General features: G+C 32.2%; 25 protein-coding genes. 6 read left to right on the top strand and 19 right to left on the bottom strand.

Annotated features, from left to right (window positions below):
- Nucleotides 1–102: 102 nt before the first annotated feature.
- Genes ACYSNM_RS07570 through ACYSNM_RS07560 form a run of 3 tightly spaced genes read right to left on the bottom strand, consistent with a single transcriptional unit; the run spans nucleotide 103 to nucleotide 2,070 of the window.
- Entirely contained in the window at nucleotides 103–1,275 is a 1,173-nt protein-coding gene (locus ACYSNM_RS07570) for a M56 family metallopeptidase (RefSeq protein WP_461756338.1), read from the bottom strand.
- Nucleotides 1,272–1,646 carry a BlaI/MecI/CopY family transcriptional regulator gene (locus ACYSNM_RS07565; protein ID WP_461756337.1) on the bottom strand — a complete coding sequence of 125 codons (375 nt, stop codon included), beginning with the start codon at nucleotides 1,644–1,646 and terminating at the stop codon, nucleotides 1,272–1,274. Before ACYSNM_RS07565 ends, ACYSNM_RS07570 begins: the two co-directional genes overlap by 4 nt.
- Nucleotides 1,624–2,070, bottom strand: a complete 447-nt coding sequence (locus tag ACYSNM_RS07560) for a hypothetical protein (RefSeq protein WP_461756336.1) — start codon at nucleotides 2,068–2,070, stop codon at nucleotides 1,624–1,626. Before ACYSNM_RS07560 ends, ACYSNM_RS07565 begins: the two co-directional genes overlap by 23 nt.
- Before the next feature lie 209 nt (nucleotides 2,071–2,279).
- Here ACYSNM_RS07560 and ACYSNM_RS07555 point away from each other — a divergent pair, with 209 nt between their 5' ends.
- Together ACYSNM_RS07555 and ACYSNM_RS07550 are read left to right on the top strand one after the other, a co-directional pair.
- Nucleotides 2,280–2,705, top strand: a complete 426-nt coding sequence (locus ACYSNM_RS07555) for a hypothetical protein (RefSeq protein ID WP_461756335.1) — start codon at nucleotides 2,280–2,282, stop codon at nucleotides 2,703–2,705.
- A 48-nt stretch (nucleotides 2,706–2,753) separates the two neighbouring features.
- Nucleotides 2,754–3,761: a TQO small subunit DoxD gene (locus tag ACYSNM_RS07550; RefSeq protein WP_461756334.1), complete on the top strand. Its 1,008-nt coding sequence runs from the start codon at nucleotides 2,754–2,756 to the stop codon at nucleotides 3,759–3,761.
- Between the two features lie 71 nt (nucleotides 3,762–3,832).
- Here ACYSNM_RS07550 and ACYSNM_RS07545 read toward each other — a convergent pair whose 3' ends face one another.
- From ACYSNM_RS07545 to ACYSNM_RS07485, 13 genes are all read right to left on the bottom strand, one after another.
- On the bottom strand, nucleotides 3,833–4,771 hold the full coding sequence (locus ACYSNM_RS07545) for a LysR family transcriptional regulator (protein WP_461756333.1): 939 nt from the start codon (nucleotides 4,769–4,771) through the stop codon (nucleotides 3,833–3,835).
- 54 nt (nucleotides 4,772–4,825) lie between these two features.
- Entirely contained in the window at nucleotides 4,826–5,425 is a 600-nt protein-coding gene (locus ACYSNM_RS07540; protein WP_461756332.1) for a hypothetical protein, read from the bottom strand.
- Nucleotides 5,426–5,439: 14 nt separating this feature from the next.
- Nucleotides 5,440–5,934, bottom strand: coding sequence for an RNA polymerase sigma factor (locus tag ACYSNM_RS07535; protein WP_461756331.1), 495 nt, complete (start codon nucleotides 5,932–5,934; stop codon nucleotides 5,440–5,442).
- 84 nt (nucleotides 5,935–6,018) lie between these two features.
- Complete coding sequence (locus tag ACYSNM_RS07530) at nucleotides 6,019–7,155, bottom strand: thioredoxin family protein (protein WP_461756330.1); 1,137 nt, start codon at nucleotides 7,153–7,155, stop codon at nucleotides 6,019–6,021.
- Between the two features lie 346 nt (nucleotides 7,156–7,501).
- Nucleotides 7,502–7,858 carry a DUF4260 domain-containing protein gene (locus ACYSNM_RS07525; protein WP_461756329.1) on the bottom strand — a complete coding sequence of 119 codons (357 nt, stop codon included), beginning with the start codon at nucleotides 7,856–7,858 and terminating at the stop codon, nucleotides 7,502–7,504.
- 60 nt (nucleotides 7,859–7,918) lie between these two features.
- A complete protein-coding gene (locus ACYSNM_RS07520; protein ID WP_461756328.1) occupies nucleotides 7,919–8,497 on the bottom strand; it encodes a Crp/Fnr family transcriptional regulator in 579 nt (192 codons plus the stop codon).
- A gap of 221 nt (nucleotides 8,498–8,718) precedes the next feature.
- Nucleotides 8,719–9,846, bottom strand: a complete 1,128-nt coding sequence (locus ACYSNM_RS07515) for a redoxin domain-containing protein (RefSeq protein ID WP_461756327.1) — start codon at nucleotides 9,844–9,846, stop codon at nucleotides 8,719–8,721.
- A gap of 222 nt (nucleotides 9,847–10,068) precedes the next feature.
- Complete coding sequence (locus ACYSNM_RS07510; protein ID WP_461756326.1) at nucleotides 10,069–10,992, bottom strand: transglutaminase-like domain-containing protein; 924 nt, start codon at nucleotides 10,990–10,992, stop codon at nucleotides 10,069–10,071.
- Between the two features lie 27 nt (nucleotides 10,993–11,019).
- A complete protein-coding gene (locus ACYSNM_RS07505) occupies nucleotides 11,020–11,865 on the bottom strand; it encodes a substrate-binding domain-containing protein (RefSeq protein ID WP_461756325.1) in 846 nt (281 codons plus the stop codon).
- Nucleotides 11,866–12,261: 396 nt separating this feature from the next.
- Entirely contained in the window at nucleotides 12,262–13,767 is a 1,506-nt protein-coding gene (locus ACYSNM_RS07500) for a succinate CoA transferase (RefSeq protein WP_461756324.1), read from the bottom strand.
- A gap of 485 nt (nucleotides 13,768–14,252) precedes the next feature.
- Nucleotides 14,253–15,122: a nucleoside phosphorylase gene (locus ACYSNM_RS07495; protein WP_461756323.1), complete on the bottom strand. Its 870-nt coding sequence runs from the start codon at nucleotides 15,120–15,122 to the stop codon at nucleotides 14,253–14,255.
- 12 nt (nucleotides 15,123–15,134) lie between these two features.
- Entirely contained in the window at nucleotides 15,135–15,482 is a 348-nt protein-coding gene (locus ACYSNM_RS07490; protein ID WP_461756322.1) for a translation initiation factor, read from the bottom strand.
- 163 nt (nucleotides 15,483–15,645) lie between these two features.
- Nucleotides 15,646–16,596 carry an isopenicillin N synthase family dioxygenase gene (locus ACYSNM_RS07485; protein ID WP_461756321.1) on the bottom strand — a complete coding sequence of 317 codons (951 nt, stop codon included), beginning with the start codon at nucleotides 16,594–16,596 and terminating at the stop codon, nucleotides 15,646–15,648.
- 301 nt (nucleotides 16,597–16,897) lie between these two features.
- On the opposite strand from ACYSNM_RS07485, the gene ACYSNM_RS07480 reads away from it, so the two are divergent.
- The 4 genes from ACYSNM_RS07480 (at nucleotide 16,898) to ACYSNM_RS07465 (ending at nucleotide 22,430) form a co-directional block, all read left to right on the top strand.
- On the top strand, nucleotides 16,898–17,134 hold the full coding sequence (locus ACYSNM_RS07480; protein ID WP_461756320.1) for a hypothetical protein: 237 nt from the start codon (nucleotides 16,898–16,900) through the stop codon (nucleotides 17,132–17,134).
- Nucleotides 17,135–17,765: 631 nt separating this feature from the next.
- On the top strand, nucleotides 17,766–19,421 hold the full coding sequence (locus ACYSNM_RS07475) for a hypothetical protein (RefSeq protein WP_461756319.1): 1,656 nt from the start codon (nucleotides 17,766–17,768) through the stop codon (nucleotides 19,419–19,421).
- A 41-nt stretch (nucleotides 19,422–19,462) separates the two neighbouring features.
- Nucleotides 19,463–21,169 (top strand): hypothetical protein, encoded by a 1,707-nt coding sequence (locus tag ACYSNM_RS07470; protein ID WP_461756318.1) that lies wholly within the window; start codon nucleotides 19,463–19,465, stop codon nucleotides 21,167–21,169.
- Between the two features lie 34 nt (nucleotides 21,170–21,203).
- Nucleotides 21,204–22,430, top strand: coding sequence for a hypothetical protein (locus ACYSNM_RS07465; RefSeq protein ID WP_461756317.1), 1,227 nt, complete (start codon nucleotides 21,204–21,206; stop codon nucleotides 22,428–22,430).
- 820 nt (nucleotides 22,431–23,250) lie between these two features.
- Here the strand turns inward: ACYSNM_RS07465 and ACYSNM_RS07460 are convergent.
- The 3 genes from ACYSNM_RS07460 to ACYSNM_RS07450 form a co-directional block, all read right to left on the bottom strand.
- A complete protein-coding gene (locus ACYSNM_RS07460; RefSeq protein ID WP_461756316.1) occupies nucleotides 23,251–23,709 on the bottom strand; it encodes a hypothetical protein in 459 nt (152 codons plus the stop codon).
- Nucleotides 23,710–23,941: 232 nt separating this feature from the next.
- The gene (locus ACYSNM_RS07455) at nucleotides 23,942–24,892 is read right to left on the bottom strand and encodes a metallophosphoesterase (RefSeq protein WP_461756315.1); all 951 of its coding nucleotides are present in this window, start codon (nucleotides 24,890–24,892) and stop codon (nucleotides 23,942–23,944) included.
- A gap of 137 nt (nucleotides 24,893–25,029) precedes the next feature.
- Entirely contained in the window at nucleotides 25,030–25,866 is an 837-nt protein-coding gene (locus tag ACYSNM_RS07450; protein ID WP_461753319.1) for an OmpA/MotB family protein, read from the bottom strand.
- Between the last annotated feature and the right edge of the window lie 68 nt (nucleotides 25,867–25,934).

Genomic DNA, 25,934 nt, shown 5'->3' with positions numbered 1-25,934 from the left:
AAGAAGTTATCTAAACAATAGAGAAAACGCTTATAAGTTAAACTTATAAGCGTTTTTTAATTAGTATATCTTGAAAACAGCGGTATAATAAAGGACTTATTTTTATTCTGTAGCTCTAAATGCGATAGGTAAAAAGAATTCGCTAGCTACTGCTTGTCCATTTTCAATTTTCGGATTCCAGTTAGGCATTTGTTTCAAACTTTGTATAGCTTGTGAAGCTAAGGCATCATTTGTAGGGTTTATACTAGAAATATTAGTTACCTCTCCATTTGCTTCTACAGTAAATTTTAGTATTATTCTCTGGGGACCATTCTTTAGATCATACTCTATGTTTTGCATAAGTAAATTACGAAACTCTTGCATTCCACCAGGAAAACTAGGATTTTGATCACCTTGATTAAGGGTTGGAATAACTAATTCTGGGCTAGGTTGAGCTAGTATACTTAAGCAAGTTAGTGGCATAGCAATTGCAAAGGCTAAAGTAATTAGCCATTTGCCTTTAAACGGCTTTTTGTTATTAAAGATCATATTTATGCGTTTTTTGGTTAATCGGAAGTAAAAGGAGCTACACAATTGGCTATGTCTATTTGTCGAGCTTTGTTGTAATAATAGCTCAAGATATTGCTGGGTCAATTGCTTATCCTTGCTAAATGGAGCATCGGCTAAAAACTCATGATTTAAAGTAATTGCTCTTTGGTATAAATAAAAAAGTGGGTTTAACCAAAATAAAGCCTTTAATAGGTTTATTATTATGATATCAACAGTGTGTTTTTGCTTAACATGCTCTAGCTCATGTTGTATAATTGGATTATTCCAGTTAAGTTCAATATCTAGTGGGAGATAAATTGTGGAGTAAAAGCTAAATGGGCTCTGAATTTGATTGGATATTGCAAATCGTTGACCTTTTAAGTAGACGATGGTACTCTTATTAGAGAGTTGGATTAAATGATAGATCTGATATGCTAAATTACAAAGTAAAATAGCACTTATAAGTACATATCCCCATAGTACAATACTATCTAAAGGGAAACTAGCAGTTTGCCTAGTGCTTAAAGGTGTCAAACTAAGGTAGGTTATCTCTTGTAATACTTCACTAGAAAGGGGAGTATTTATTTGTAAAGGGATAATAAACCATGGGCCAATTAAGGCTATAACAAGGGAGCTTAACAAATAATACCTTTTGAAGGTATGTATTGGTTTATTTTCTAAAAACAGGTAGTACATTACTAAAAATACTAAAAGTAGTAGGGTTGACTTTATCCAATATACAATCATGGCTTTTGATCTTTAAGTTGTTGCTGTATGATTTTTTCCAACTCTTGGAGCTCTTGGGTACTAAGTTTATTTTTTTTTGTAAAAAAACTCGCTAAGTTTAAGAACGAATCTTTAAAGTGGTTTTTAACTAGTTGGCTTAAATGCACTTCAAAGTAATCCTCTTTTTTAATTAAAGGGGTATACTCCCTAGATGTACCATTGGTAATATAGGTGATAAAACCTTTTTCATTTAATCGCTTAAGTAGGGTAGATATAGTGGTTGGGGCTGGTTTAGGGTTTGGATATTTACTTACAATGTCTTTGGTGTAAGCAGTTTTTAACTCCCATATGTATTGCATTAGTTGTTCTTCACTTGGTGGTAACTTGATCATTATGTACTATATTTTGTTGTTCTAATTTGCCTTGTTTATAATAGTTGGTTTGTATTAATTCTCCTTTAGTATTATAAAGGAACCATATTCCCTGGTAGTAAAACCTGGATTGGGGGCCAATATGGCTAAAAAACCCTTGACCTTTGCGTTCTATTTTTCCATTGGGGTGATAATAATAGATGAGGACTTTGTTTTTTATAAAGCGCTCTTTTTTAACTAGCTTATTATTATGCTTTGTCTTCCAAGTGCCTTTTTGTTCTCCCTTTTTGTCATATCTTCCTTTTATAATTTCGCTTAAATCAGGACTTAAGGTACTTTGGTAAACCCACTTTCCTTTTTTTTGGATGCCATCTTTTTGATTAATAGCACAGCTTTGTAAAAAGAGTACAACTATACTAAAAAAAATAAATCTAAATGTTTTCATATCTATGTTTGTAGTTGTTGTTCTACAAATATAGAATAAAAATAAATATAAGATATGAAATTGTATGTTATTTTAAACTTATACTTGTTATGTGATGGATAGTTTTGCATTAAACTAGATGTGGCAAGGTTTTCTAATAGTTTTGCAATTGTAATTTTAAAGTTTTATTAGCATTTTTAAGCAGGTTAAGGCTTTAAAAAGGGATATGTTTGTGGTATTCAAAAACAAAACCATTGTTAAACCAGCGATTTTTACAGAGTTCCCATTATAAGAAAATACAGTGCTATTTATGGATAGTACTTATTGTGTTTTCTACCATTGGCTGTTCTGCTAAAATGAATCTCGTGTTTTCTAGTTTTTCTTCTGTAGATAAACCATTAAGTGGAAGTAAAGCTCTTTCTCTTAATAACCAAAGAACAAGTTGTATAAGTTATTTAGAAAATGGTTCTTTAAGTTCTACTACAAATAGTATAAGACTTAATAGTGGAAATTCCTTAGGAAGTAAACCAACCAAGGTAGTAGCCTATCCTTTTGCTATAGTAGCAGCTGGCTTATTTTATCGTACTTTTATAGTAGATAATAAACCTCCCTTATATGTGTTATTTCAAAAATTAAAGCTCTGTATCGTATTATAACTCTCTATTTATAATACAATTTGAATATATACCTTTTAATTTTTACTCATGCAGTACTTTAATAAGCAGTCCTATACGGCTGCTGGATTTTTTACCCTAGCTATTCGTTTAGTAGTAGGGTGGACTTATTTTTCCGCTTTTTGGAGGCGTCTTGTCTTAGATAATAAACTAATAGAAACAGAAATGGGATATATTGGGGAGAAGTTTAATCACTTTTTGCCTAATGCACTGTTTATAAAACCTCTTATAGAACATTTGGTAACCCATCCCGAGCAGTTATGGTGGGCTATGGCTATTTTTACTATTGTAGAGGCTGTAGTGGGCTTATTTATTATGCTTGGTCTATTTACCCGTTTAATGTCTGTTGGAGTAATGTGCCTAGCAATGGGTATTTTATTGGGCTCAGGATGGATTGGTACTACATGCCTGGATGAATGGCAAATAGGGTCCTTAGGGGTTGCTACTGGATTCATTCTATTTTTAAGTGGAGGGGGGTATGGTTCTTTGGATCATTATTTCGAAAGTAAAAAAGCGACTTTCACTCAAAATAAATTATTTGGTATAATTGGTTCGGGAGTTCTACCTATTAGGCATCTAAAAACAGTTGTTTTTGTAGGTTCTTTTGCCATTTTATTTTTAACTCTTTACACCAATCAAGTTTTTCACGGTGGAGTTTATGGAACTTTACATAATAAAAGTGTACGACCAAAATTAGAGTTATCTCATGTTAGGGTAGATAATGAACAACTTTACTTCCAAGTGTATCGTACCCAAGGAGCCGACGTGTATGGTTCGTTTTTATTTGAGATAGCTCTTTTAGATGAGCAGGGGCAGAAAATACAGGTTTGGGATACTCAGGCGCTTTCCACGATGGATCCTTCTAGAATAGAGAACATTTATGTGGCAAAAATTAAGCCTGGAGCCCATAGTTTAATTATTCCTTTAGGAGCCAAAGCAGTGCTTAATTTACATATGGACAATGGAGTCACAGACAATGCTAAGACATTACTATTGACTGATATTAGTGGTATTCAGTGGACCATAGATGTTAAGTAGTCGATATTAAAATAGAAAAGCCCCACCTAATTCTAGGTGGGGCTTTTTATTTTAAAGCAAAATATTTTGTTTTATTTCTTTTTTGGGGAGATAATCTTTACATCTCCAAATACGATAGCTCCTTTAATAACACTTAAGATAACATCGTACAAGGCTGTTACAATCTGAAGTTTTAGTTCATCTTTTGTATGTAATAGACTAATTTCTCTGGCGGGTTTAGGGTCTTTGAACTCTATTAAATTGGTTTTGTCTTCTTTTGGAAGCATCATAGTGTGCAAATACGGTAAAAGCGTATAACCTAGACCTTCTTTAGATAGATTGATTAAAGTTTCAAAACTTCCGCTCTCAAGGGTAAAATGCCTTGAAGATTTTTCTAGAGTAGTACTACAGATATTAATAATTCCATCCCTAAAACAGTGGCCTTCTTGTAATAGAAGTAGGTTTTCTAAATCTAAGTCTTCCGGAGTAATTTGCTTTGGTAAATCTTTTTTGAATTCGGCAGGGATATAACCTACAAAAGGTTCATAATACAATACTTTCTCTACCATGTCTGCCTCTTGTAACGGGGTGGCTACAATAGCAGCATCTAGATGACCATTGCGCAACTTTACAAGTATTTCTTGCGTGGTATACTCTTCTATGATTAAATTAACCTTTGGGTATTTATTTAAAAAAGTTTTCAAAAACATTGGAAGTAGAGTAGGGCTAACTGTGGGAATGATACCAAGTTTAAAGACTCCTCCTACAAAACCTTTTTCTTGATCAATCAAATCTTTGATTCGATCTGACTCACTAACAATAGTTTTGGCTTGTTTTATAATAATTTCTCCTATAGAAGTTAGTTGTATTGGCTTAATACTTCTATCGAATATTAATACTCCTAATTCCTCCTCTAATTTTTGTATTTGCATACTTAAAGTAGGTTGAGTAACGAAAGTTTTTTCAGCAGCTAAAGTAAAGTTCTTATGCTCTGCTACTGCTATAGCATATATTAATTGTGTAATTGTCATTTTTATAAACCGATATAAGGCACAATTTACGGCAAAATTGCCGCATTTACCTCTCTATTGTTCTATTTTTTGTAGTTCTCTATAGTTCTTCATTAATCGCTTGATTAATAAACCATAAATGATTCGGTAGTAAACCCAAATAAAGCCGATAAATACCCCTAGAGTGACAAGGGTTACTCCTAAGCCGAAAAGATATTTTTCGTTGCTGTAGTTTTTACTAGCCAAGACCTGCTGGGTGATTATTAAAAAGAAGCAACAAGTAAAAACAATGTTGAAGTATATATAGTAGTTTACTGTTCGTTTAGTTCGCAGTATCTGCTCCATTAAAACTCTAGTAGAACAAGCGGTTGATATTGCTTTAAAATTTTTATAGAAAAATCCTATAAATACAAGGGAAACCACACCTGATATGAGATCTATATTACTTAGAATCCAAAATATAACTTTATTGTCTATTTGATTAAAATCTTCCTGTCTCCAAGATAACTGAGAAAGAATATTTAAGACAATAAATTCTATTATACTTATGATTAAAATCCACTTTACTATAGAAGAGGATTTTTTGTGAATCATTTTGGAGATTTGCTCCTGAGACACCTTAGGGAAGTCTTTTTGTTGATTCCAATGCTTTTTTAATAAATCTAGCTCCTTCATTTAATATAGCTCTTTTATGGATTTAATAATTTCTTCAATTTACTTTTAATTCTATTCATCTTTACCCGGGCATTGACTTGGGAAATACCCAAGGTTTCTCCTATTTCTTGGTAATTTTTATCTTCTAGATACAAGAAAATTAAAGCCTTATCAATGTCATTTAATTGAGCAATAGTCTTATACATGTTTTTTAATTGCTCTTCTTCTTCTTCGTCATATTGTTGGTATTCAAATTTGAATAAAAAAGAATCTATATCTGTGGTTTGAACTTGTTTGGTAGATTTTCTATATAAAGAAATAGCCGTATTTAATCCTACTCTATAGGCCCAAGTGGAGAACTTTGAATCACCTCTAAACTTGGGGTACGCATGCCAGAGCTGGATTGAAATTTCCTGGAATAAATCTTTATGCGCAGCATCATCGCTTGCATATAAACGACAAATTTTATGGATAAGATTTTGATTTTTATCCAACTGGTTAACAAATTCTTTTTCTAGATCTGGATTCATATTCTATAAGACGAATAAAGGGGGGAAATGTTACACTATAATTAAAAGTAATTTCCACTTCTATATAAAACAAAGTGCATATTACTAGTGTTTATGATCTAAATAATCTTGTAAAACCTGCATGTCTTCTGGCTCCAAGTGGTTTATTTCTATGATGTTATTATTTTTATCTACAGCATATATAGTAGGTATGGCAGTGGGGTAAAATGTATTGATTAATTTCTCTATTTCTTTAGCGTGTAGCCAGTTATAGTTTTCTTTTTCTACGTAATCTTGTAGTTCACTATCTTTTAAGTCAACACTAATAGAGATTATGTTTAAGGATTTAGCCTTGTTTTTTTTGTGAAACTCTTTTAAGGTTTCTATGCGCTGTTGACAAGCATCACACCAAGAGGCCCAAAAATGGAAAAGCGTTAATTCACTAGTATTATTCTTGGCACTCCAAAGTTGGTTATTAGTTAGTTCTACAGACAAGTGCTCAATATTTTGCGTTTCTACGTTAGAGGAAGGAGCACTTTTTTGCTCAATTATTCTATTTATGGCTATACCCATACGACTTGCTTTGGCTTGTTTAGATAAAGAATTGTAATAATTCTTGGCTTTTTGGGGGTCTAAATTTTCTGCCTCTAGTTGTTGGTAGATAATAAATAAAGAAGCCATACTATTGGGATATTTTGTGATTTGCTGGTCTATAGTGGATTCTAAGTTAGAAACATATGTATTCCAAGTAGAGGTAAAGTCATTTTGCAAAGAATCTATTTTTGCATAATTTGACTCCTGTACTGCATCTTCAAAGAGCTTCCCATTACGAGCTCTATACTCTTGAATAGCATTGGTTTGCTTGGCCAAATTAGAAAGTAATTGGCTTAGTAATCTATTCTCTTTATCCGAGGAAAAGTTATTTTCCCAAGGTTTGTCTAGGTTGACAAAACCTTCTACATCTTCTTTATCTAAGACAAAAACGTTTTTTTGGTCTTCTAGGGTAAAGCTAGCAATGCTTTTTTGCACGTCATCGAGCTTAAAATGGTAGGTTCCTTGTTTAGGATCAGCCGAATCAACGATGCTATAGGTATTGGTAAGAGGATCTAAAATTTGCAAATAGGCAGTCGATGCATTCTTAGAAGGTGCTGCTGTTTTAACGCGAATGTTAATGGACTGACCTAAGGTACTCATACCCAAAGAGCAACCTAATAGGGTAAAAAAAAGTGTTTTTACGAACATGCTTTATGTTTAAATTGAAGTACTAATTTACTTAAAATTATTTACTAAGCTAAGTGCAGTATTAATGTTCTATAATTTTATATAAATCTAAAATAAATGACTAACTCCCTTTAGAAATCAGATATATAGCTGTAAAGAAACAGATAGAGGTATTTTACCTGCTAGGTAATTGCCTCAATTAAATACCTACTCAAGGGATTCCCTTTTAAATTGTTAAGCTTTTTTACAACCCAAAGCTACCAAGTCTACTTCCTTACCAAGGTAAAGCGGGAGTGGACCCTGCAAGTTCACACTCTTTGTGGGGTCAAGGATAACATATAAACTTTTAATTTTTAACAGAGAGTATTCACTGTTTTGTAGGGATCCAACCTAAATGGGTATGTTTAAAATTGTCCTTGTATTTTAACCCATAGCCAAGCACCCTATCCATAGCGCAGTGTCCAAATAATATAATACCAATTAGCATCAATACAGAATCTTCGAAGTAAAATCCTGCACTAAAGATAATAACAGCAAGTAATTTATGGTGGAAAATATTATAAAGGTATGCGCCTGTTTTGGCATTGAAACAATAACCTATCATCGATAGATCAGGCAATAGGATACATGCAGGGAATACCCACCAAGAGTAGTCTAAGTTGCTAAATAATACAATGGAAAGAAGAAAGTTGCCTAATTGTTCGAGCTTCAGAAGTTTATTCATGGTACTTACGTTTTAAAAGGCAAAGTTCAGCATCTTTAAAAGTAAAATTCTTGACAAAAATCAAGGATTTATACTTTGTTGTTTTCTTATTCGACTGAAGGTTTCAGGTGTCATTCCTAGAATAGAGGCAATATATTGTAAAGGCACCTGGTTAAATAATGCTTTATTTTGTTCGAAATACAGTTGGTATCGCTCTTGGGCTGTTAGGCATAAATGGGAGAAAATCCTATTTTCCATCATTGCGAAACATTTTACAAGCAAGTTTTTTTCTATTTGATTCCATTTATCAAACTCTTTACAAAGTCTTTGATAATCTGTCTTTGTTATAGTAAATAGCTCTGTATCACAACATGCTTGTATGTTCCATCGATTAGCTTGATTGAAAAAGAAGCCTAATACTTCTGTGATTATGGAGTTTTCAGTAGAAATCCACTGCGTAATTTCTTTATTTTCACAATAAGTGTAGACTCGTAATATTCCTTTGTTTATGATGCTAAGTCTATCGCAAATTTTATTTTCGGAGGTGAAAAAGTCGTTTTTCTTCAGCTTTTCTATGGTAAAATAGCCATGAATTAATTCGAGTTCTTTATCGGTAAGTTGTCCGAAATATTCTTGTGCTAATCTTTTGAAGTTCTCCATGATACGATTTTAAATTATTGCGTGTCAAGAGTAAAGATACAAATTAACTAAACATAGTATTTTTATAATTAAAGTGGAATAGCAGTGTGGTTTTAAAATGCAGCTATCCAAAAGTTTTGACAAATAAAGAAGGTAGAGTGCTAAAAAGCAAAAGGTTAGTTATAAAAAAAGGTACTACTAAAAATTTTAGTAGTACCTTAAGGACGTTTAGACAAAAGTGTTTAATCTAATAATTCTGCTATTTTTTCTCGTAATTCTTTTCCTCTAAGATCTTTTGCGATGATTACTCCATCTTTATCTAGGATGAAAGTCGCTGGTATGGACTTTAATCCATATAATTTAGCTATAGGATCTTTAAAATACATTAAGTTAGATATTTGTAACCAAGGTAGTTTATCGTCTTTTATAGCCTTTAACCATTTATCTTCTTCCTTGTCTAAGGATACACCTAAGATATTTAGACCTTTTTGGTGATAGTCGTTATAAATACCCACTAAATTAGGGTTTTCTTCTCGACAAGGTCCACACCAAGCTGCCCAGAAATCTACAATTGTTACCTTTCCAAGGGCTTGTTGTAAAGATAGTTTTTCACCTTTTGGTGTTAAAGCTTCAAAATTGGGTGCTTTTTGTCCAACTTTATTTAAGATAGTTGGCATTGCTTGTATATCACCTATTATTTTTTGACCAATCGGGGTGTTTTGTAACTCTATATCTATTTTCTCCCATTGGTCTTGATAGACTTCTTTATCTTGTGTAGGGGTTTTTAGCCCATTGTATAAATTAATTAGATTTACAATTGATCCAGGGTTTTCTTGGGGATACTGCTCTTTAAAATCTGCTAATTCCTTGGTTATAGATTCGTAAACAGCAACAATGTCATTTGCTTTGTCGACCTGATTTTGAGCCATCGCTTCTTTGTATGCCTCTTGAGTAGAAAGGTGATAATCACTTGCCTTAGTTGTTAAATAGGTTATTTTCTCATTATAGGCAATAAATTGATCATTGTATTTGGCTCCTGTTGCTTGTGGAACTTCATTGGAATTTAAATCATAAGTAAGGTGGATATTACCAGGCTCTATGAAAAATGGAGCTTTGTGAACCAAGTGTTTTACCGCAATAAATGCCATATCTACATTGTCAACATTTGATTTGAATTCAAAATATCCTTTATTGTTGACTTTTGTAGAATCTACTTTTACAATCTTTTTAGTAAAGGGATCGAGTTTTTCTAAGTAAACCGTAGTATTAGGTTCAATTCCTTGGATACTTCCGCTGATTTGGAAGTTGTGTTTTGCATTACATGCCATTATTAGGACCATTGTGCCAAATAAAATTAAGCTTTTTCTCATGAAAAATTTTTTTCTTATTATTTAAATAAAATTTCGGCGGTCTTTGATAGTTAACTACAAATATAAGTAAAAAATAACAGATACTACCAACTATTATCCTTAAAAAGTGCTTATTGTTAGATGAATAGAAGTAAAAAGTACTTTATTCCTTAGTCCTATGAAATGAATTGCTAAGGGATTTATGGTGAACGATAAGTAGAATTTTAAAAATATAGTCAAGTCTTAATATAGGGTAAGTTGGCCTAAAATCTCCTCTGACATAAAAGGTCCTCCTGGATAAGAAGCGGTATAGTCTAAATTAAGCCAAATTTGGCCTCTGTCATCAAGATGATAAAAAAGTTCTTTATTCTTACTTTGATCAGGGAATAACTCTTCCTTAATCAGATAAATTGCTTGTTCTAATTCTTGGGTGTTTTTAATGAGTAATTCTGGATACATATGGCCCTTGGTATGTATTAATCGTACACTTGCTCCAATAGATTTTAGACTAGCAGCCATTAACACCGAGTAATCTTCACAGTCTCCTGAAAAGTGAATAAGTGATTCTGAGGCTGTGGCAATATACTCCCTTCCTCTTGGATCATTGACATAATTCCATCTACTTCTTATCTCTTTAAACACCGCGAAACTTTGGATTAATTGTCTGTTTTGATGAAAAGATGGTGTTTTAGTAAAGTGCTTTGTAGTGGCTAATAAGGCAAAGTTTCTGACTTGTGGTTTATCAAATTCTACTGCTTTAGTGATTTTTGATTTATTAGGGAAAGGCAATAGTTTATTGATGATAATGTCTTGGGGAGTGCTTGTTTGCATCATGTTGTAGATCATTATTCGATAGTCTTCATAAACTGCCGAAAAACCATATCCCCCAAAAATGCTAGCCCAAGAAAACACTAACAAATAAAAAAGTACTACCAAAAAAAGTAGAGTTTTAAGTTTGTGTAGTATAAATTGTAAAATACCTATAATAGCCAAAAACAGCAAAACCCTATCTAAGTGCCAAGGCCATTGTGGATCGGTAATATTTTGGTGTACTAGGATAAATAAAGGAATGGTAAGTAAAATATTCAAAAGTAAAATAATGCTATTGGCCCAAGGATTTGGAATCCTTAGGCCTTTGTACCATTGATTTGATTGCACTTTTGGCATAGCTTATTTTACTAGGGTTTAAATACCTTATAATACGGTGGTTTTGTAGGAAATGGTTTTTTCAATAAGGTCTAAATCTTTCAATTGATTTTGGATTAAATCAAAGTGTTTTTGACTTAATTGATTTTGAGACCATGTAGTTAGGCTTAACCATTGTTGTATGTCTTCTATTTTTTGATCGTATTTTAATGCTAATGTTTTATCAATACTAGGAATGTGTTTAAATTCCTCTGTAGTGGTGTTAATGACCTGTAAAATATCATGAATTACAGTTGGATTTTGTTCTACAAAATCTTTATTACCAACTAATAAGAAGGAAGGCCAGGGTGTAGGACATTGATCAATTCTTCTAAATATTCCCTGGTCAACAATGGGTTGTGTCATAAACCTTTCCCACATAAAGTAATCTGCCATTCCAGCTTGTAAAGCGCTAATTGCACCCTCAAGAGTATCTACTACTAAAAACTTTAGATCCTCTGTATTCCAACCCATTTGTTTAGCGTGCACAATAGCCATTAAATGGGAACCAGATCCATATCTACTAATAGCAATGGTTTTGCCTTTTAGATCCTCTATAGTTTGGTAATTAGAATTATGGGCAACGTGGATTCCCCAAATTAGTGCACTACTAATATATTCTTGGATAATAACACATGGGTTACCTTGGCTGATATCCTTTATAATTCCTTCGGAAAGAATAATGGCAAGGTCAGCTTGCTTATCCCTAAGCATTTGGCACATTTTACCTGTTCCTTGAGGGATATCTTTCCATCTTAAATCGATGTTTTTGTCTGTAAAATCTTCATTCTCAATACACATTAGCCAAGGCAAATTAAAATGCTCTGGCACTCCTATAATTTCAACTTTTGTCATTTTTTATTCATTAACATTGCTTTGCTAATATACTAAAAGGATTGATTAAATAAGAGAAATCAATGGAAGTGTTTTTGGTTTTTTCACCTGATTTCAGAGCTTTTATTATTGGAATTTGTGAAATAATTACCACGATTTTTGAAGTATCACTTTAAAAGTATTTCTCTTGGTGTGTTTTTTAGTGAAACCTCCAAGGGAACAGTGTAATAATTGCACTAATTACCCTAGATATTAATGCGTATTTAACATAAATGGGAGAGTAATAGATGCTTTTTGGGGAGGTTATAAAGCAAATAACGCCTACAAAGCACTTAATAGTCCTTGGTAAGCGTTATAGGTTTGGTATAAATAAAGGGAGTAAAATTAAATGCTAGTTTATCCTTTATTATCCATGAATTAAGCTTTCATTGAGCCTGTATTTTTAAATCTAGTATGCATAGAAAAAGCTTCCTCTAAAATATGAGGAGTATGCCCACCTAATTCTTTAGCTCTATTGTAGTAATCTCTTATTTCTTCTTTATATTCTGGGTGTACACAATTCTCAATAATCACCTCAGCACGCTCTCTAGGAGAAAGACCTCTTAAATCAGCTAGACCTTGGTCAGTAACTAAGATATCTACATCATGTTCTGTATGGTCCACATGGGATACCATTGGTAAAACATGAGATATTTTATTGTCTTTAGATGCAGATTGGGTAACAAAAATACTCAAGTAGGCATTTCGAGCAAAGTCTCCAGAACCACCAATTCCATTCATCATTTTATTTCCGCCAATATGCGTAGAGTTTACGTTTCCATAAATGTCAAATTCTATGGCAGTATTAATGGCGATAATACCAAGTCTTCGGATTACCTCAGGAGCGTTAGAAACGTTCTGTGGACGTAAAACAAGATGTTCTTTGTATTTATCTAAGTTATTGATTAGCTTATCATACCATTGTTGGGTCACTGTGATGGATGAACCCGATGCAAAGGTCATTTTACCAGCGTCAATTAAATCAAATGTACTGTCTTGAAGTACTTCAGAATACATAGTAAGATTGCTAAATGGACCATCGATAAATCCTGTAAGTACAGCATTGGCAACTTTTCCAATACCTGCTTGTAGTGGAAGTAGGGAATAATCCATATTTCCTTTTTTCACTTCTTGCTCGAAGAATTTTAATAAGTGCTTAGAAATAGCAATTGTTTTAGTATCTGGTTCAGGAAGTACTGCTGGAGAGTCTAAAATATCTGTAAAAACAACCCCTACTACTTTAGAGGGATCAATGCGAATAAAGGTTTCTCCAACGCGGTCTTTCACATCTAAAATGTCAATAGACTTTCTATTAGGGTATTTACCTGGAACACTATTATCATGTATACCTTCAATACTTAAAGGCATAGCAGAATTTATCTCAATAATTATTTTTTGTGCTACACTTGCAAAATATGCAGAGTTTCCAATAGAAGTTGTAGGAATAATAAATCCTTGCTCATCGATATAAGCTGCTTCAATAATAGCAATTTCCACTTGTGGAATATGCCCTTCTTGTAGGTGTTCTATGGTCTCACTTAAATGTTGATCCACATATTTAATTTGGCCATCATTGATGGAGTGTCTCATAATAGAGTCTGCCTGGAAAGGCATTCTTCTAATTACGGCATTATTTGCAGCTAAGTCTGCATCGGTAGTTTGTCCCAAAGAAGCACCAGTTAACAAAGTAATGGCTACATTTTCATTGGCTGCACGTTCTGCAAAAGCAGGTAATACTGATTTACTATCTCCAGCTTTTGTAAAACCACTGGCTCCAACTACTGCTTTGTCATGGATCATTTGAGCTGCTTGCTCCGCTGTAATAATACGCTCTAAATATGGGGCATATTTTATTCTTTGCACATTTGTAAGTTCTTGTATCATTTCAAATAAAAATTTTAAGCACCTAAATGTAGGTATATATATTAATATATCATTAATAAAAAGCCATATGTGGTTATTTATGTGATAAAACGCACTCTTTAAGATAAAAGCCTATTGCTATGTCAGTTTTTTTACAATTAATTGTGTAAACTACTATGTAAGCATAGTAAATATTTTCAATATGGTAATACTAAAGGGGTATGTAGTGTTTATTTATGTTAAATATTATACTAATTCTGGGTGAAATTTTATATTTTCAAGTGAACTGAGCCTTTTAAATAGGTAAAATAGCTATTTTAATCTAGGCTAAATACAAGTCCCAAAATGCTTGAGTTTTCACCTGTAATAGTGGGAAGATATTTTTGAAAAACTATATATAAAAGAGTAGCGGTAGCAGTACTCCTTATATATATATAAAAAAATACCCTAAAAATGATTGGTGTTTTGTCATTTTTAGGGTAGAGTGTACTTCGAAAGAAGAAAAGTTATTTAGTTAACTGATCTAAGGTATATTTTATTAAGCGATCAACTGCTTTATATGGATCTTTTGAGAATGTACCATCAGCTCTATTAGCGATTATAGTATTTAATGATACAGCATGGTGACCTAATAGTTTACAAAGACCATAAATAGCTGCAGTCTCCATTTCAAAATTAGTAATACGCTGGCCATGGTAAAAAAAGCTATCGATTTTACTATTTAATAAAGGGTCAGCTATAGGTAAACGCAACACTCTTCCTTGAGGTCCATAAAAACCTCCTGCTGTAGCGGTTACTCCTAAATGGGTTTGTTCACTTTGCAGGCGCTGTTGTAAAGCGCTACTGTTTTTAATAATATAAGGTCTTCCTTTTGCTAGATCCCAATTTGTATGCTCTATAAAAGCATCTTCCATTTGATCTTGGCTAATGTCTCTAATAATATAGGAGCGCATTAAATTATCCAATCCCAATCCGCTTTGTGATAAAACAAAACTATCTACCTCAATGTCTTTTTGTAAAGAGCCAGATGTTCCAACTCTTACTATATTTACGCTAGTTAATTGCTCTTTTACAGTCCTTGTTTGGAAATCTATATTAAATAAGGCATCGATTTCATTGACAACAATGTCAATATTATCCGGACCTATTCCAGTGGATATCACTGATAAACGTTTTCCTTTGTAGGTTCCTGTATGGGTTTTAAACTCCCTTTTTTGGGTTTTAAATTCAATGGAGTCAAAATGAGAAGATATTCTATCTACGCGATCTTGATCACCAACAAATAGGATATCTGGTGCAATATTCTCCGGTCTTAAATTAAGGTGATAGATACTTCCATCCGGATTTAAGATTAGTTCTGAAGACTTTATTTCCATAATGATTTATTTTTATGCGCCTACTCGTTTTACCTTGTAGCCTTGTTTGGTTAAAAATTCCATGATTTTGTCTCGGAAGTTACCCTGGATGATAATCTCCTGGTCTTTTGTACTACCTCCAACACCACATAAGGTTTTTAGTTGTTTTGCAAGGATTTTTAAATCCTCTGGGTCCCCTTGGAATCCTTTAATGATGGTAGCTATTTTACCTGCTCTATTTTTTTTGTCTAAATGCGCCTCTAATCTTTGGTCTTTAGGGGCTAAAGTTTCGATTGGTTCAGGGGTAGAAAATTCAAAATCTTCATTGGTTGAAAACACAAATCCTCCTAAATCTTCCAAACTAAGTTTTTTCTTACTCATAGTTATTGTGTGAAAATTCGCTTTACTATAGTGGAGTCCACTAGACTCAAATATACAAAATTGTTGGGTATAGTGGGGCTTTTTCCTAGTGATTTATCCTAATAAAAAAGGGACTCAATGTTAATTTGAGTCCCTTTGATTGTATGTATAATAAAAAGAATATCTATTCTTTAATTAATCCTAGTTCTACTAGTCGTTGGTGTAAAAACTCTCCAGCAGTAATATCATCGTATTTCTTAGGGTTATCTTGATCTACACAATTTGGCAAACAGTCCAAAGGCATTGAGCTTATTGGATGCATGAAAAAAGGAATAGAGTAACGAGAAGTGCCCCATAATTCTCTTGGTGGATTAACCACTTGGTGAATAGTTGATTTTAATCTGTTGTTAGAGTGTCTTGATAACATGTCTCCAACGTTAATTACTAATTCATCCTCCTTAGCAATAGCATCAATCCATTGTCCTTGGTGGTTTTGCACTTGTAAACCTTTTCCTTGAGCCCCCATTAATAAGGTAATTAAGTTAATGTCTCCGTGAGCTGCTGCACGTACTGCATTTTTAGGTTCGCTTGTAATAGGAGGGTAGTGAATTGGTCGTAAGATACTATTACCATTTTTTAAATAGGCGTCAAAGTAAAACTCATCTAAATCCAAATATATAGCTAGAGCTCTTAATACATAAACACCTGTTTTTTCAAGCATTTTATATGTTTGCTCTCCTACTGGATTGAAATTCGCTAATTCATTAACAGTAACGTTTTTTGGGTAAGATGCCTCTAAGGCAGGATCATCTTGTACGTATTGTCCAAAATGCCAGAATTCTTTTAAATCTCCTTCTTGACGACCTTTAGCATGTTCTTTTCCAAAAGAAACATAACCTCTTTGTCCTCCAATACCAGGGATTTCGTATTTTTCTTTTACTTCCAATGGAAGTTGAAAGAAGTTTTGAACCTCTTTATAAAGACTCTCAACAAGTTGGTCGTCTAAAAAGTGTCCTTTTAATGCTACGAATCCAATTTCTTCGTAGGCTTTTCCGATTTCATTTACAAACTTTTGTTTACGTACCGGGTCATCCGATAGGAAATCACGTAAGTCAACACTAGGAATGTTTTGCATTTTCTAATTGTTATTTATGCTTACTTTGAATATTTAAAGGACAAAGGTATAAAAAATAATTGCTAAATAAATATTAAAACATTAGCAAGATTTGTGGGGGTAAAATGTTTTTTCAAAAAAAATATTGGGGTAGAATTATTTAATATGAATATTCACCTTGAATTAAGGTTAGTAGTTTGTGAAAAAGTAAATCTAAGTAGTGAAATATATGCAATCAGATGTAGATTTTTTTTCAAAAAAAGATTGCAAAGTGTGTTTTTTTTTCTAAATTAGGACAATAACCAATAAAAACAAGATAATTATGAAGTTGCCTATAGAATTAAAATCCAATGAATTCGTGGTGCTAATCACCGTAGATATTGATCCCAAGTATGCAGGAGAGAGTTCTAATCAATGCTGCTCTATCCTTCCTAAGGGTATTAAAGCAATATTTAAAAAAATTGACGGACATACTCTACGTTTGTATTGTGTGTGTGATAATGAAAAAGACTTTAGTTTTTGCCTAAGACAACCTGGCTTTAAAACGACCTTATTATAAGGTGATACTTAATCACCTTGTTTTTTCACTGTGTTGGTGAAAAACAACTGGTTGTTTATAGTGTGAATTGATATTTTTTAGCACTAGCAACCTCCCCCTTTTTATATCCCCTTTTTTAATTTAGAAAAACGGCCTTAAGATATGGTGTTATTAACAAAATATTTTAAGCTCGTTTTTTTTATTTTCAGTTTAGAAATTTATTTGATTTTAACATAGTCTATTTGATTATTTTAACTTAAAAATCTTATGATTTTAGTTTTTTTAACACAAATAAAATTGCAATTTGTAAAAAAGACAATAAATAAATTAAATAGTACTTTGATTTTTTTTAGTCAACTCAAGCTTAATTATTTTTTTCTTTAACTAAATTACAATAAATCATCATATATATTGAAAATAACGTTAATTTGTGCTAAAAATAAAGAGATTACTTTACTATTTATATAATTTATAAGGTATACCTCTTTAAATTAACAATATTAACATTTTTATTAATTAAAGTCGTAGATTTGTTTTAAGCTTTTGGGAAAGTAAAGCATGTATATTATGTTTTATGTGATCCTTATAGTTTAAAGCTTTTTAAATAAAATGTTAGGAAAATTAAAAATTGTAAAATCAATAAGCTTTTAATATGAAGAAAAAAATTACTATGTTGTTTTTAGTGGCTGCTGCAGCAACTACCTATGCACAGGACCCAGGTCTTGGTATTGGGAAGGGTCTTCCTGATGCGAGTGCTATTTTAGATGTGAATGCCTCTGATAAAGGGGTATTGATTCCACGTATGGAATTAAAGAAACTAGACACTTTTGAATTAGCTGGAAAAAGTGGCACAGAATCCGTTTTAATTTATAACACTTTAGCAGGTACAGATATTCCAAAAGGGTTTTACTATTGGACTGGTACTAATACAGCTGGAAAATGGGAATTGATTACTTCAGAAAGTCGCTTGAATACTATTATCGAAAATTTAAGAAAGGAAATCTACGAGGAAATTGAGAAGATAACCAAATTTGGTCAAGGTACCGATCTAAGCTACCTAGTTGCTTTTACTCCTTCTGTAGATGATCCAAGTAAAGGTAAGTTTAGTTATTTGGTTCCAACTGTAGGTACCGACAATAAAATCACTTATACCTTAAAGGAAATTACTTTAGAAGATATTATCAAAGGAACCGAAACAGAAACTTTTATGTTGCCAGTGAAGGGTAACGTTAATGATGGGAAAGGCGGTACAAAAGAAGTAACATTAGGTTACCGTTATTTTAATGAAAAAGTAATTAAAGATTGGAGAGTTCAAAATCCAACAGCTGCGATAGAAACTATTGATCCAGCATTAGGTTTCTTTATTGATGTTGCAAGTATTGCTGGAGATACTTTTATAGAGCACCTTACTCAGAATAAAGAGTTTATAGAAAATACTTTTATTAATATAGAAGGAAATGTTACTTTACATAAGGATGTAGATGGGAAGTATTATTTTGTATCGAAAAACCCAGATAAAACCACTACTACTACCTATTTTAACGAAATGGAGTTTAAGACAAAGTTAAAAACAGGAGAAGTTACTGCAGATGGTATAGCACCTAGTTTTGCTGCCAACACTACAGCTCCAGACCCAACAAAGATTAAAAAAGGGGAGATTTTCTATGAATATGTAACAGAAGGTAAAAATGGGGAAGAGTTAAATTATATCAATCTAACCCAAGATTTAATCACTACTATCAATAATAACGAACAACTTAAAGAAGAAATTACCAATATCGTGAATAACTTTTTAGAAGGAGGGGCCAATGTTTACTATGGAAAAATAGATCCTAAAGATACTACTGCAAAAGATATTCTTTTTAGTGTAGATAAAGCAGGAAAGCGTACTCCAATAGATATTTCACAGAATATCATCAATGAGATCACCAATAATACAGAGGTTAAAAATACAATTAAGAAAGTAACTAGGATAGAATTAGAGGAGTCCAAAGTAGTTTCTATTAATACAAGTCTAAACAATGTAGAGGTGTACCGTCTTCTAAAAACAGTTGCTGTAACGGCAGCTAATGCTAACACTCCTTATAATAATGTATTAAGTGCTCCTGTAGATTTAGGTAGTAATGCAACCAAAGTACTAAGTATACAGCTTTTGAATCAAAATGGTTCCGTTGTATTAAATACAGCTAGAGATATAGAGTTAAATGCAGGGAAACTAAGTTTTGTTTTTGGAAATGGTCAAACCATACTTCCATTAAAACCTGGAAATTATGAGATTATTGTTGAGTTTGCAGCAACAACTCCTTAAAACAAGAAAAGTCTAATTAGTATTCAAAAACCAAGAAAATCATGAAGAAAAATATTATTGCCGCAATGACTCTTGCACTTAGTTTTGGAGTATTGCATACAACATATGCTCAAAGTAAACCAGGAGTGGGGATAGGAGCAAAGAAAGTGAACGACTCTGCTGTTTTAGAGATAAAATCAGATGATAAAGGGGTGTTGATTCCACGTATGGCTTTAAAAGATTTAAAAACTTTTGGCTTAGCTGGGGGTAGTAACACGGAGTCTATGTTAATCTATAATAACTTAGATACTAAAGAAATTCCAAGTGGATTTTACTATTGGTCTGGTGCTACTACTGCACAATGGGAATTGATTACTTCAGAAAGTAGATTAAATACCATTATAGAGAATTTAAGAAAAGAAATCTACGAAGAGATTGAGAAAATCACAAAAATTCCTGGATCAGGAACTGACCTTAGCTATTTAGTTGCCTTTACTCCTTCTACAGATGATCCAAGTAAAGGAAAGTTTAGCTACTTGGTTCCTACAGTAGGTACAGATAAGAAAATCACTTATACCTTAAAGGAAATTACTTTAGAAGATATTATCAAAGGAACGGAGACAGAAACCTTTATGTTACCTGTGAAGGGGAACGTTACTGATGGAAAAGGTGGTACAAAAGAAGTAACATTAGGTTACCGCTATTTTAATGAAAAAGTAATTAAGGAATGGAGAAAAACCAACCCAACAGCTGCGATAGAAACTATTGATCCAGCATTAGGGTTCTATATTGATGTTGCTAGTATTGCTGGAGATACTTTTATAGAGCATCTTACTGAGAATAAAGAGTTTATAGAAAATACTTTTATTAATATAGAAGGAAATGTTACTTTACATAAAGATCCAGATGGAAAGTATTATTTTGTGTCGAAAAACCCAGATAAAACCACTACAACAACCTATTTTAACGAAATGGAGTTTAAGACAACGTTAAAAACAGGAGAAGTTACTGCAGATGGTGTAGCACCTAGTTTTGCTGCTAACAGTACAGCTCCAGACACAGCAAAGATTAAAAAAGGGGAGATTTTCTATGAATATGTAACAGAAGGTAAAAATGGCGAAGAGGTTAATTATATCAATCTAACCCAAGATTTAATCACTACTATCAATAATAACACGAAACTTCAAGAAGATATTACCAATATCGTGAATAACTTTTTAGAAGGAGGGTCCAATGTATACTTTGGAAAAATAGATACTACAGATACTACTGCAAAAGATATTCTTTTTAGTGTAGATAAAGCAGGAAAGCGTACTCCAATAGATATTTCACAGAATATCATCAATGAGATCACTAATAATACAGAGGTTCAAAATACAATTAAGAAAGTAACTAGATTGGATATTGTAACCGATAGCGATAAGCTTACAAATACTTTTGTAAACAATAAGCCTGTATATAGAGGTACGCAAACAGTAAGTGTAGTTGATGATAAACCTAGTACATTATCTGTTCCGGTGACTATACAGCCTAAAAAAGAGGTGAAAACTTCTACAGGAGAAACAGAATTTGTAATTGATTCAACTATAGAAATTGGACGCTTATTATCCATTCAAGTTTTAGATCCAAACGGATCGGTATTAGTAAATACTTTTACGGATGCTATAGTAGGACCTAAAACATTCAACTTTGACTTTGGTCAAGGAATAATGTACCTTAATTTACCAGCGGGAAATTACCAGCTTATTTATGAGTACATTGCTAAATAAATATAAATTAGTAGAATAACTAATAAAAAATAATATGAAGAAATATTTAATAATTTGTTCTGCCTTACTTGGTGTGTCCTTTTTAGGACATGCCCAAGTAGGGATAGGTTTAAAAAAACCTTCTAATTCTGCCATGCTTCACGTTTATAGTGAAGGTGGAGATAAAGGAGTTATTTTACCTAATGTAGCACTAACTGATATTAAAGTTTTTTCGCCAATTAACGGTAATCCTGCAGATTCAAATAATATTGGTCTTCTAGTATTCAATACTAGTATAAATACTAGCAAGGATTTAACTAGGGGATACTACTATTGGACTGGGAGTAGTTGGACTAGAATAGTCGATAGTCAAAGTTTAAAGGAAATCCTTGATAACTTACCAGATGGCGGTGGTGGCGGTAATTCTTCTATTAAGAGTTATGTAATCTATAAAGCTGATCAGGGGAATTTTTATAATGTACAGATCGATGCTCAGGGAAAAGCTACAGAGACGCTAATTGATTTAGCCGGTGCTATTTCGGATTTGGAAACAAAGACTACCATGGCTAGAAGAGAAGATATTAATGCAACCCAAATGGGGAACTACTCAGTTTATACCCAAGAGCCTACTCCAGAGAAAGGGAAAGTAATTTATAAATACACTGCGGAAGGTGGCCAAAATTATTTCGTTGATTTTACCAGTGACTTATTAGCTAGTTTAGAGAATAATACTAATGTAAGAAATGAAATTATTAATATAATTGGTGGAGATGATGGAGGTAATAGAGATGCTGGTAATGTGTATTTTGGAGAATTCCCAGGCGAGCAGAATGAAGTTCTATATAGAAGTATGATTAATGAGAATGGAGATAGAGTAACACACATTATCGATATAGCTCAAAATATTTTGCACTTTTTCCAAAATGCAGGAGATGAAATACATACTACCATTAGAAACTATATTGGCTATAATATTAGTTTAGAAGCTACCTCTACGGGTAATAAAGTAGAACAAGCACATATTTATGTGTATAAGGATTTTATAAGTATAGAGGAGAATAATGCAGAAACATTTATTCTTATTCCCACTAGTCTTAGATCTAAAATTTCTTCGATCTTTAGTATCTCTATTCTAGATACCAATGGCAATGCCATAAATGTGGGTACAACAGATGTAGCTATTGAGAATACTAAAATTAGTTTTAGTTTAGGCTCAGGCAGTATGTACACTCCTTTACCTAAAGGGGAATACAATGCCGTGATTGAGTTTACTCAAAAGTAGAAGAGTTACTTTTTTAACGTAAATTTGCGAATAACATAAAAAACAGTAGTATACCTAGGTATACTGCTGTTTTTTTTTTGGATACAAGATATGGGATACTTTTACTTTTTTAATTGATATAAATCTTACTTGTATTATTACTCTATTAGTAATCTTTAGATTTTTTTGAGGCAGTATACTTTAGCCAGGAGTAAGACTACCTATCAGTAAATTATAGTCTATTTGTATTTCAGCTGTTTTATACTCTAAATTAATCTAGCTGTAGGTTTATATTCGACCGTGGTCTTAATGTATTGTGTGGATGTACTACCACCAATAAAAAAACTACTGTTATTTGTCTGGGAATTTAAATGGTTTAATTTTGTTTTGTTTTTATAAAGCTATTTAGCTTTAAACCAGGCTTATGCCTTTAAGAAGAATATGCCCATTTTTAAGCTTAAGCTATATTTCCTAGGTTTACTCCAAAGCTCATCAAAAAGAAATAAAACACATTTTAAGTCTTTCTTTTCTACAGAAGTACAAATAAGCACACAAGTACTTATGGTAATAAAACTATGTTAAAAAGTTCCTGTTTATAGAACCCCTTAATTTTAGGGTAGTACGGTAAAACGAATAAGTATACCTATAGCTTAGTTGTAGACTTGGGATTAGACTGGCTTGGTGGTAAGAATTTAAAAAATGCAAGCAGTTTATATGCAATGGTATAATTAGGATTTAGTGAAGACTATAAAAAAGTAATCCTATAAGAAAACTAGTTTACTAGTTTTCTTATAGGATTAAATAATTTGGATATTTTTTGAAATTTTATTGTAATGTGTTATTAAGTAGTAGCATAAGATATAGTACTATAGCCAAGTAAGTCTTTTAGGTCTTCTATGTTTTGCTTGTATTGTGTAGACTCTGTATTTGCTTGAGTAGAAAAATAACCATTTTGTAAGCTTAAAATTTCCTCTACATCTTGCTTTTTATATGCTATTAATTCAAAAGGGTCAATTTCCCATAGATTTTTAATAATGCGTAAATCTTGTAAGTGATCCCAATCAATATAGTTTTGTTGTGATTGAATGGATTTCTTTAAAGCACAATAAGCGTGTAATAAATCTCTTTTTATACTTTTTAAGTGATAAATATGATTGTTCTCTAATAGAGCATAGAATCCCAAAAAGGTAATGTCTTCACTACTTAAATAATTCAATATTTGCGATAGTATTTTATTGTTTGACTCCTGTTCTCCTATTAAATTAATATAATGAGAAAGATTAGAATTAAATTTTATCATAATTGTGCTATATTTTCATTGTGTATCTACTTCAAATATAGTTAAATTCTGTTAAATTTAAAATATGTTAATACATTTATAGGAAATATATTTTGTAAGGTTATTTTCTATGAATAATTCTTAATTTTTTGAAAAACTTACTGAGTATAGTTTTGTGCTTTGTGTAATTGTTGAGTTTTTTTTAAATAAAAAAACAGAACTAAATCTTAGTTCTGTTTTGTAGTATAGTGTTTTATTTTTGTAGACTATAGCATAAATGATCATTTTCTAAGGTTTTCTCTCCTTGGTATCGATAGGAAACTAAAATTCCATCATTTGCCACACTAAAATCTAAACAAGCAGCATTAGGACTTAATAGTTTTGGATTCTCTCCCTTTGGAGCTTTCATCCAATAATGACCAAAGAATACTGGTTTTTCTTTACTGCTATAAAAAGGAATATGCTCAATATTTAATGGAGTATCAGGTAGTTTGTATTCCTTCATGGCATTAATACCTTGATAGGTAGTATCAGTAGGTGAAGTCCACCAAGAAATCCTAAAATCATTTCGAATAGCACGATCTTTATCGTAGAAGACTTGTCCTTTAGGTAAGGGTAATTCCATGCCTTTTAAAGTGATTTCTAAACATTGATGTAGACGAGAGTTTTTGTCCTGCGTAGTAGGATAGTATTTTAATGGGAGTACACCATCTTTAGTATATTTTCTAAGATATTCAATGCTTTGAGGATCCCAACAAGCATGTACTGCTCTAAAGTTTTCATTTTCGTAGAATAGGGGAAGAGTAGCAAACCACTCAATATACATCTTATAGCTTTTAGGGTCTTTCATAAATGCCGCCATGGTAACGGCATGTTGATTAAAGTTCTTCTTATTTTGTTCCCTTAAGTAATTCCCTTGTTTATCTTTTGTATTATAACATATAGCATTATATTCATGGTTGCCCATTAAAGCAATAGCTTGATGGTTATCTACCATGGATTTTACAATATGTAAAACTTCTACAACATTAATCCCTCTGTCAATATAGTCTCCTAAAAAAAGTACTTTTCTACTAGGGTGTTGGTAATAGCCATTGGTATTATTGTATCCTAATTGCTCTAGTAATTGCTTTAAATCATTACTATGTCCGTGAATATCTCCTATTAGATCAAAATGGTTGAAATCTGCATCAATGTTTTTCATAGTTTTTCTCTCTAATTTACAAAATAATTCACATATATAGGGGGTTATCTGTTTCATTTTTGAGTTATCATAAAAAATAGAAACAAAAAACCAGACTTATAAAGTCTGGTTTTTATATTTTAAAGTAAAAGTCTAAACTATTGTTTAGCTAAGTCTTTCATTTCTTTTTCAATCATGTCATAGAACTGATCGATTTTTGGTAATAATACGATACGAGTTCTTCTGTTGATTGCTCTATCTTGAGCTGTATCATTAGGAACAAGTGGTTGGTATTCTCCACGTCCTGCAGCTACTAAACGCTCTGGTGCAATACCATATTCGTTTTGTAAAACAGAAACAATAGAAGAAGCACGTTTAACACTTAAATCCCAGTTGTTTCTCATCATAGCATTTTTAATAGACACATTATCTGTATGTCCTTCTACCATAACTTCAAAGTCAGGTTTGCTTTGTGCAACCTTAGCAACCTTAGCTAAAACTCTCTTAGCATTATCACTAACTTCGTAACCAGCAGTTTTGAATAATAATTTGTCTGCAATAGAAATATATACTACTCCTTTTTCAACATTTATTTGAATATCTGGATCATCGAAACCAACTTCTTTTTTCAAACTTTTCACTAAAGCTAAAGTAACTGAGTCTTTTTTAGTGATTGCATCTTGTAAACGAGAGATTTTTAAATCTTTCTCTTTTAAGCTTTCTAATGATTTTTCTAGGTTTTCTGCACCTTTAGAAGATAACATCGTTAGGTTACCAACATTGCTAATTAAATCAGAAGTATTTTGTTTTAAATAGTCTACTTGACTAGCTAAAGCTTGTTTCTCTGCTAAAGTAGAGTTTAATTTAATAGTACAAGTATTTAATAAATCTTGTATTTCCTGATTTTTAGATTCTAAATCAGCAATTTTTTGTTTAGTTCCACATGAAGTAAGTGCTAAGGCAAGCACAGATAATCCTAAAACTACTTTTTTCATAATTATAATGATTGAATTTCGAATCAAATATATCAAATAGCGTGCAATTGTAATAATTTTTTATACAT

The organism is Myroides sp. LJL116 (genome assembly GCF_054871685.1).
Note: the sequence above shows the minus strand (reverse complement) of the source record. Positions and strands in the feature narration are given on the sequence as shown.

Bases quoted from the DNA above. Each gene is read 5' to 3' on its own strand.
- ACYSNM_RS07570 (WP_461756338.1), bottom strand. From the start codon at position 1,275: ATGATTGTATATTGGATAAAGTCAACCCTACTACTTTTAGTATTTTTA.
- ACYSNM_RS07565 (WP_461756337.1), bottom strand. From the start codon at position 1,646: ATGATCAAGTTACCACCAAGTGAAGAACAACTAATGCAATACATATGG.
- ACYSNM_RS07560 (WP_461756336.1), bottom strand. From the start codon at position 2,070: ATGAAAACATTTAGATTTATTTTTTTTAGTATAGTTGTACTCTTTTTA.
- ACYSNM_RS07550 (WP_461756334.1), top strand. From the start codon at position 2,754: ATGCAGTACTTTAATAAGCAGTCCTATACGGCTGCTGGATTTTTTACC.
- ACYSNM_RS07545 (WP_461756333.1), bottom strand. From the start codon at position 4,771: ATGACAATTACACAATTAATATATGCTATAGCAGTAGCAGAGCATAAG.
- ACYSNM_RS07540 (WP_461756332.1), bottom strand. From the start codon at position 5,425: ATGAAGGAGCTAGATTTATTAAAAAAGCATTGGAATCAACAAAAAGAC.
- ACYSNM_RS07535 (WP_461756331.1), bottom strand. From the start codon at position 5,934: ATGAATCCAGATCTAGAAAAAGAATTTGTTAACCAGTTGGATAAAAAT.
- ACYSNM_RS07530 (WP_461756330.1), bottom strand. From the start codon at position 7,155: ATGTTCGTAAAAACACTTTTTTTTACCCTATTAGGTTGCTCTTTGGGT.
- ACYSNM_RS07525 (WP_461756329.1), bottom strand. From the start codon at position 7,858: ATGAATAAACTTCTGAAGCTCGAACAATTAGGCAACTTTCTTCTTTCC.
- ACYSNM_RS07520 (WP_461756328.1), bottom strand. From the start codon at position 8,497: ATGGAGAACTTCAAAAGATTAGCACAAGAATATTTCGGACAACTTACC.
- ACYSNM_RS07515 (WP_461756327.1), bottom strand. From the start codon at position 9,846: ATGAGAAAAAGCTTAATTTTATTTGGCACAATGGTCCTAATAATGGCA.
- ACYSNM_RS07510 (WP_461756326.1), bottom strand. From the start codon at position 10,992: ATGCCAAAAGTGCAATCAAATCAATGGTACAAAGGCCTAAGGATTCCA.
- ACYSNM_RS07505 (WP_461756325.1), bottom strand. From the start codon at position 11,865: ATGACAAAAGTTGAAATTATAGGAGTGCCAGAGCATTTTAATTTGCCT.
- ACYSNM_RS07500 (WP_461756324.1), bottom strand. From the start codon at position 13,767: ATGATACAAGAACTTACAAATGTGCAAAGAATAAAATATGCCCCATAT.
- ACYSNM_RS07495 (WP_461756323.1), bottom strand. From the start codon at position 15,122: ATGGAAATAAAGTCTTCAGAACTAATCTTAAATCCGGATGGAAGTATC.
- ACYSNM_RS07490 (WP_461756322.1), bottom strand. From the start codon at position 15,482: ATGAGTAAGAAAAAACTTAGTTTGGAAGATTTAGGAGGATTTGTGTTT.
- ACYSNM_RS07485 (WP_461756321.1), bottom strand. From the start codon at position 16,596: ATGCAAAACATTCCTAGTGTTGACTTACGTGATTTCCTATCGGATGAC.
- ACYSNM_RS07480 (WP_461756320.1), top strand. From the start codon at position 16,898: ATGAAGTTGCCTATAGAATTAAAATCCAATGAATTCGTGGTGCTAATC.
- ACYSNM_RS07475 (WP_461756319.1), top strand. From the start codon at position 17,766: ATGAAGAAAAAAATTACTATGTTGTTTTTAGTGGCTGCTGCAGCAACT.
- ACYSNM_RS07470 (WP_461756318.1), top strand. From the start codon at position 19,463: ATGAAGAAAAATATTATTGCCGCAATGACTCTTGCACTTAGTTTTGGA.
- ACYSNM_RS07465 (WP_461756317.1), top strand. From the start codon at position 21,204: ATGAAGAAATATTTAATAATTTGTTCTGCCTTACTTGGTGTGTCCTTT.
- ACYSNM_RS07460 (WP_461756316.1), bottom strand. From the start codon at position 23,709: ATGATAAAATTTAATTCTAATCTTTCTCATTATATTAATTTAATAGGA.
- ACYSNM_RS07455 (WP_461756315.1), bottom strand. From the start codon at position 24,892: ATGAAAAACATTGATGCAGATTTCAACCATTTTGATCTAATAGGAGAT.
- ACYSNM_RS07450 (WP_461753319.1), bottom strand. From the start codon at position 25,866: ATGAAAAAAGTAGTTTTAGGATTATCTGTGCTTGCCTTAGCACTTACT.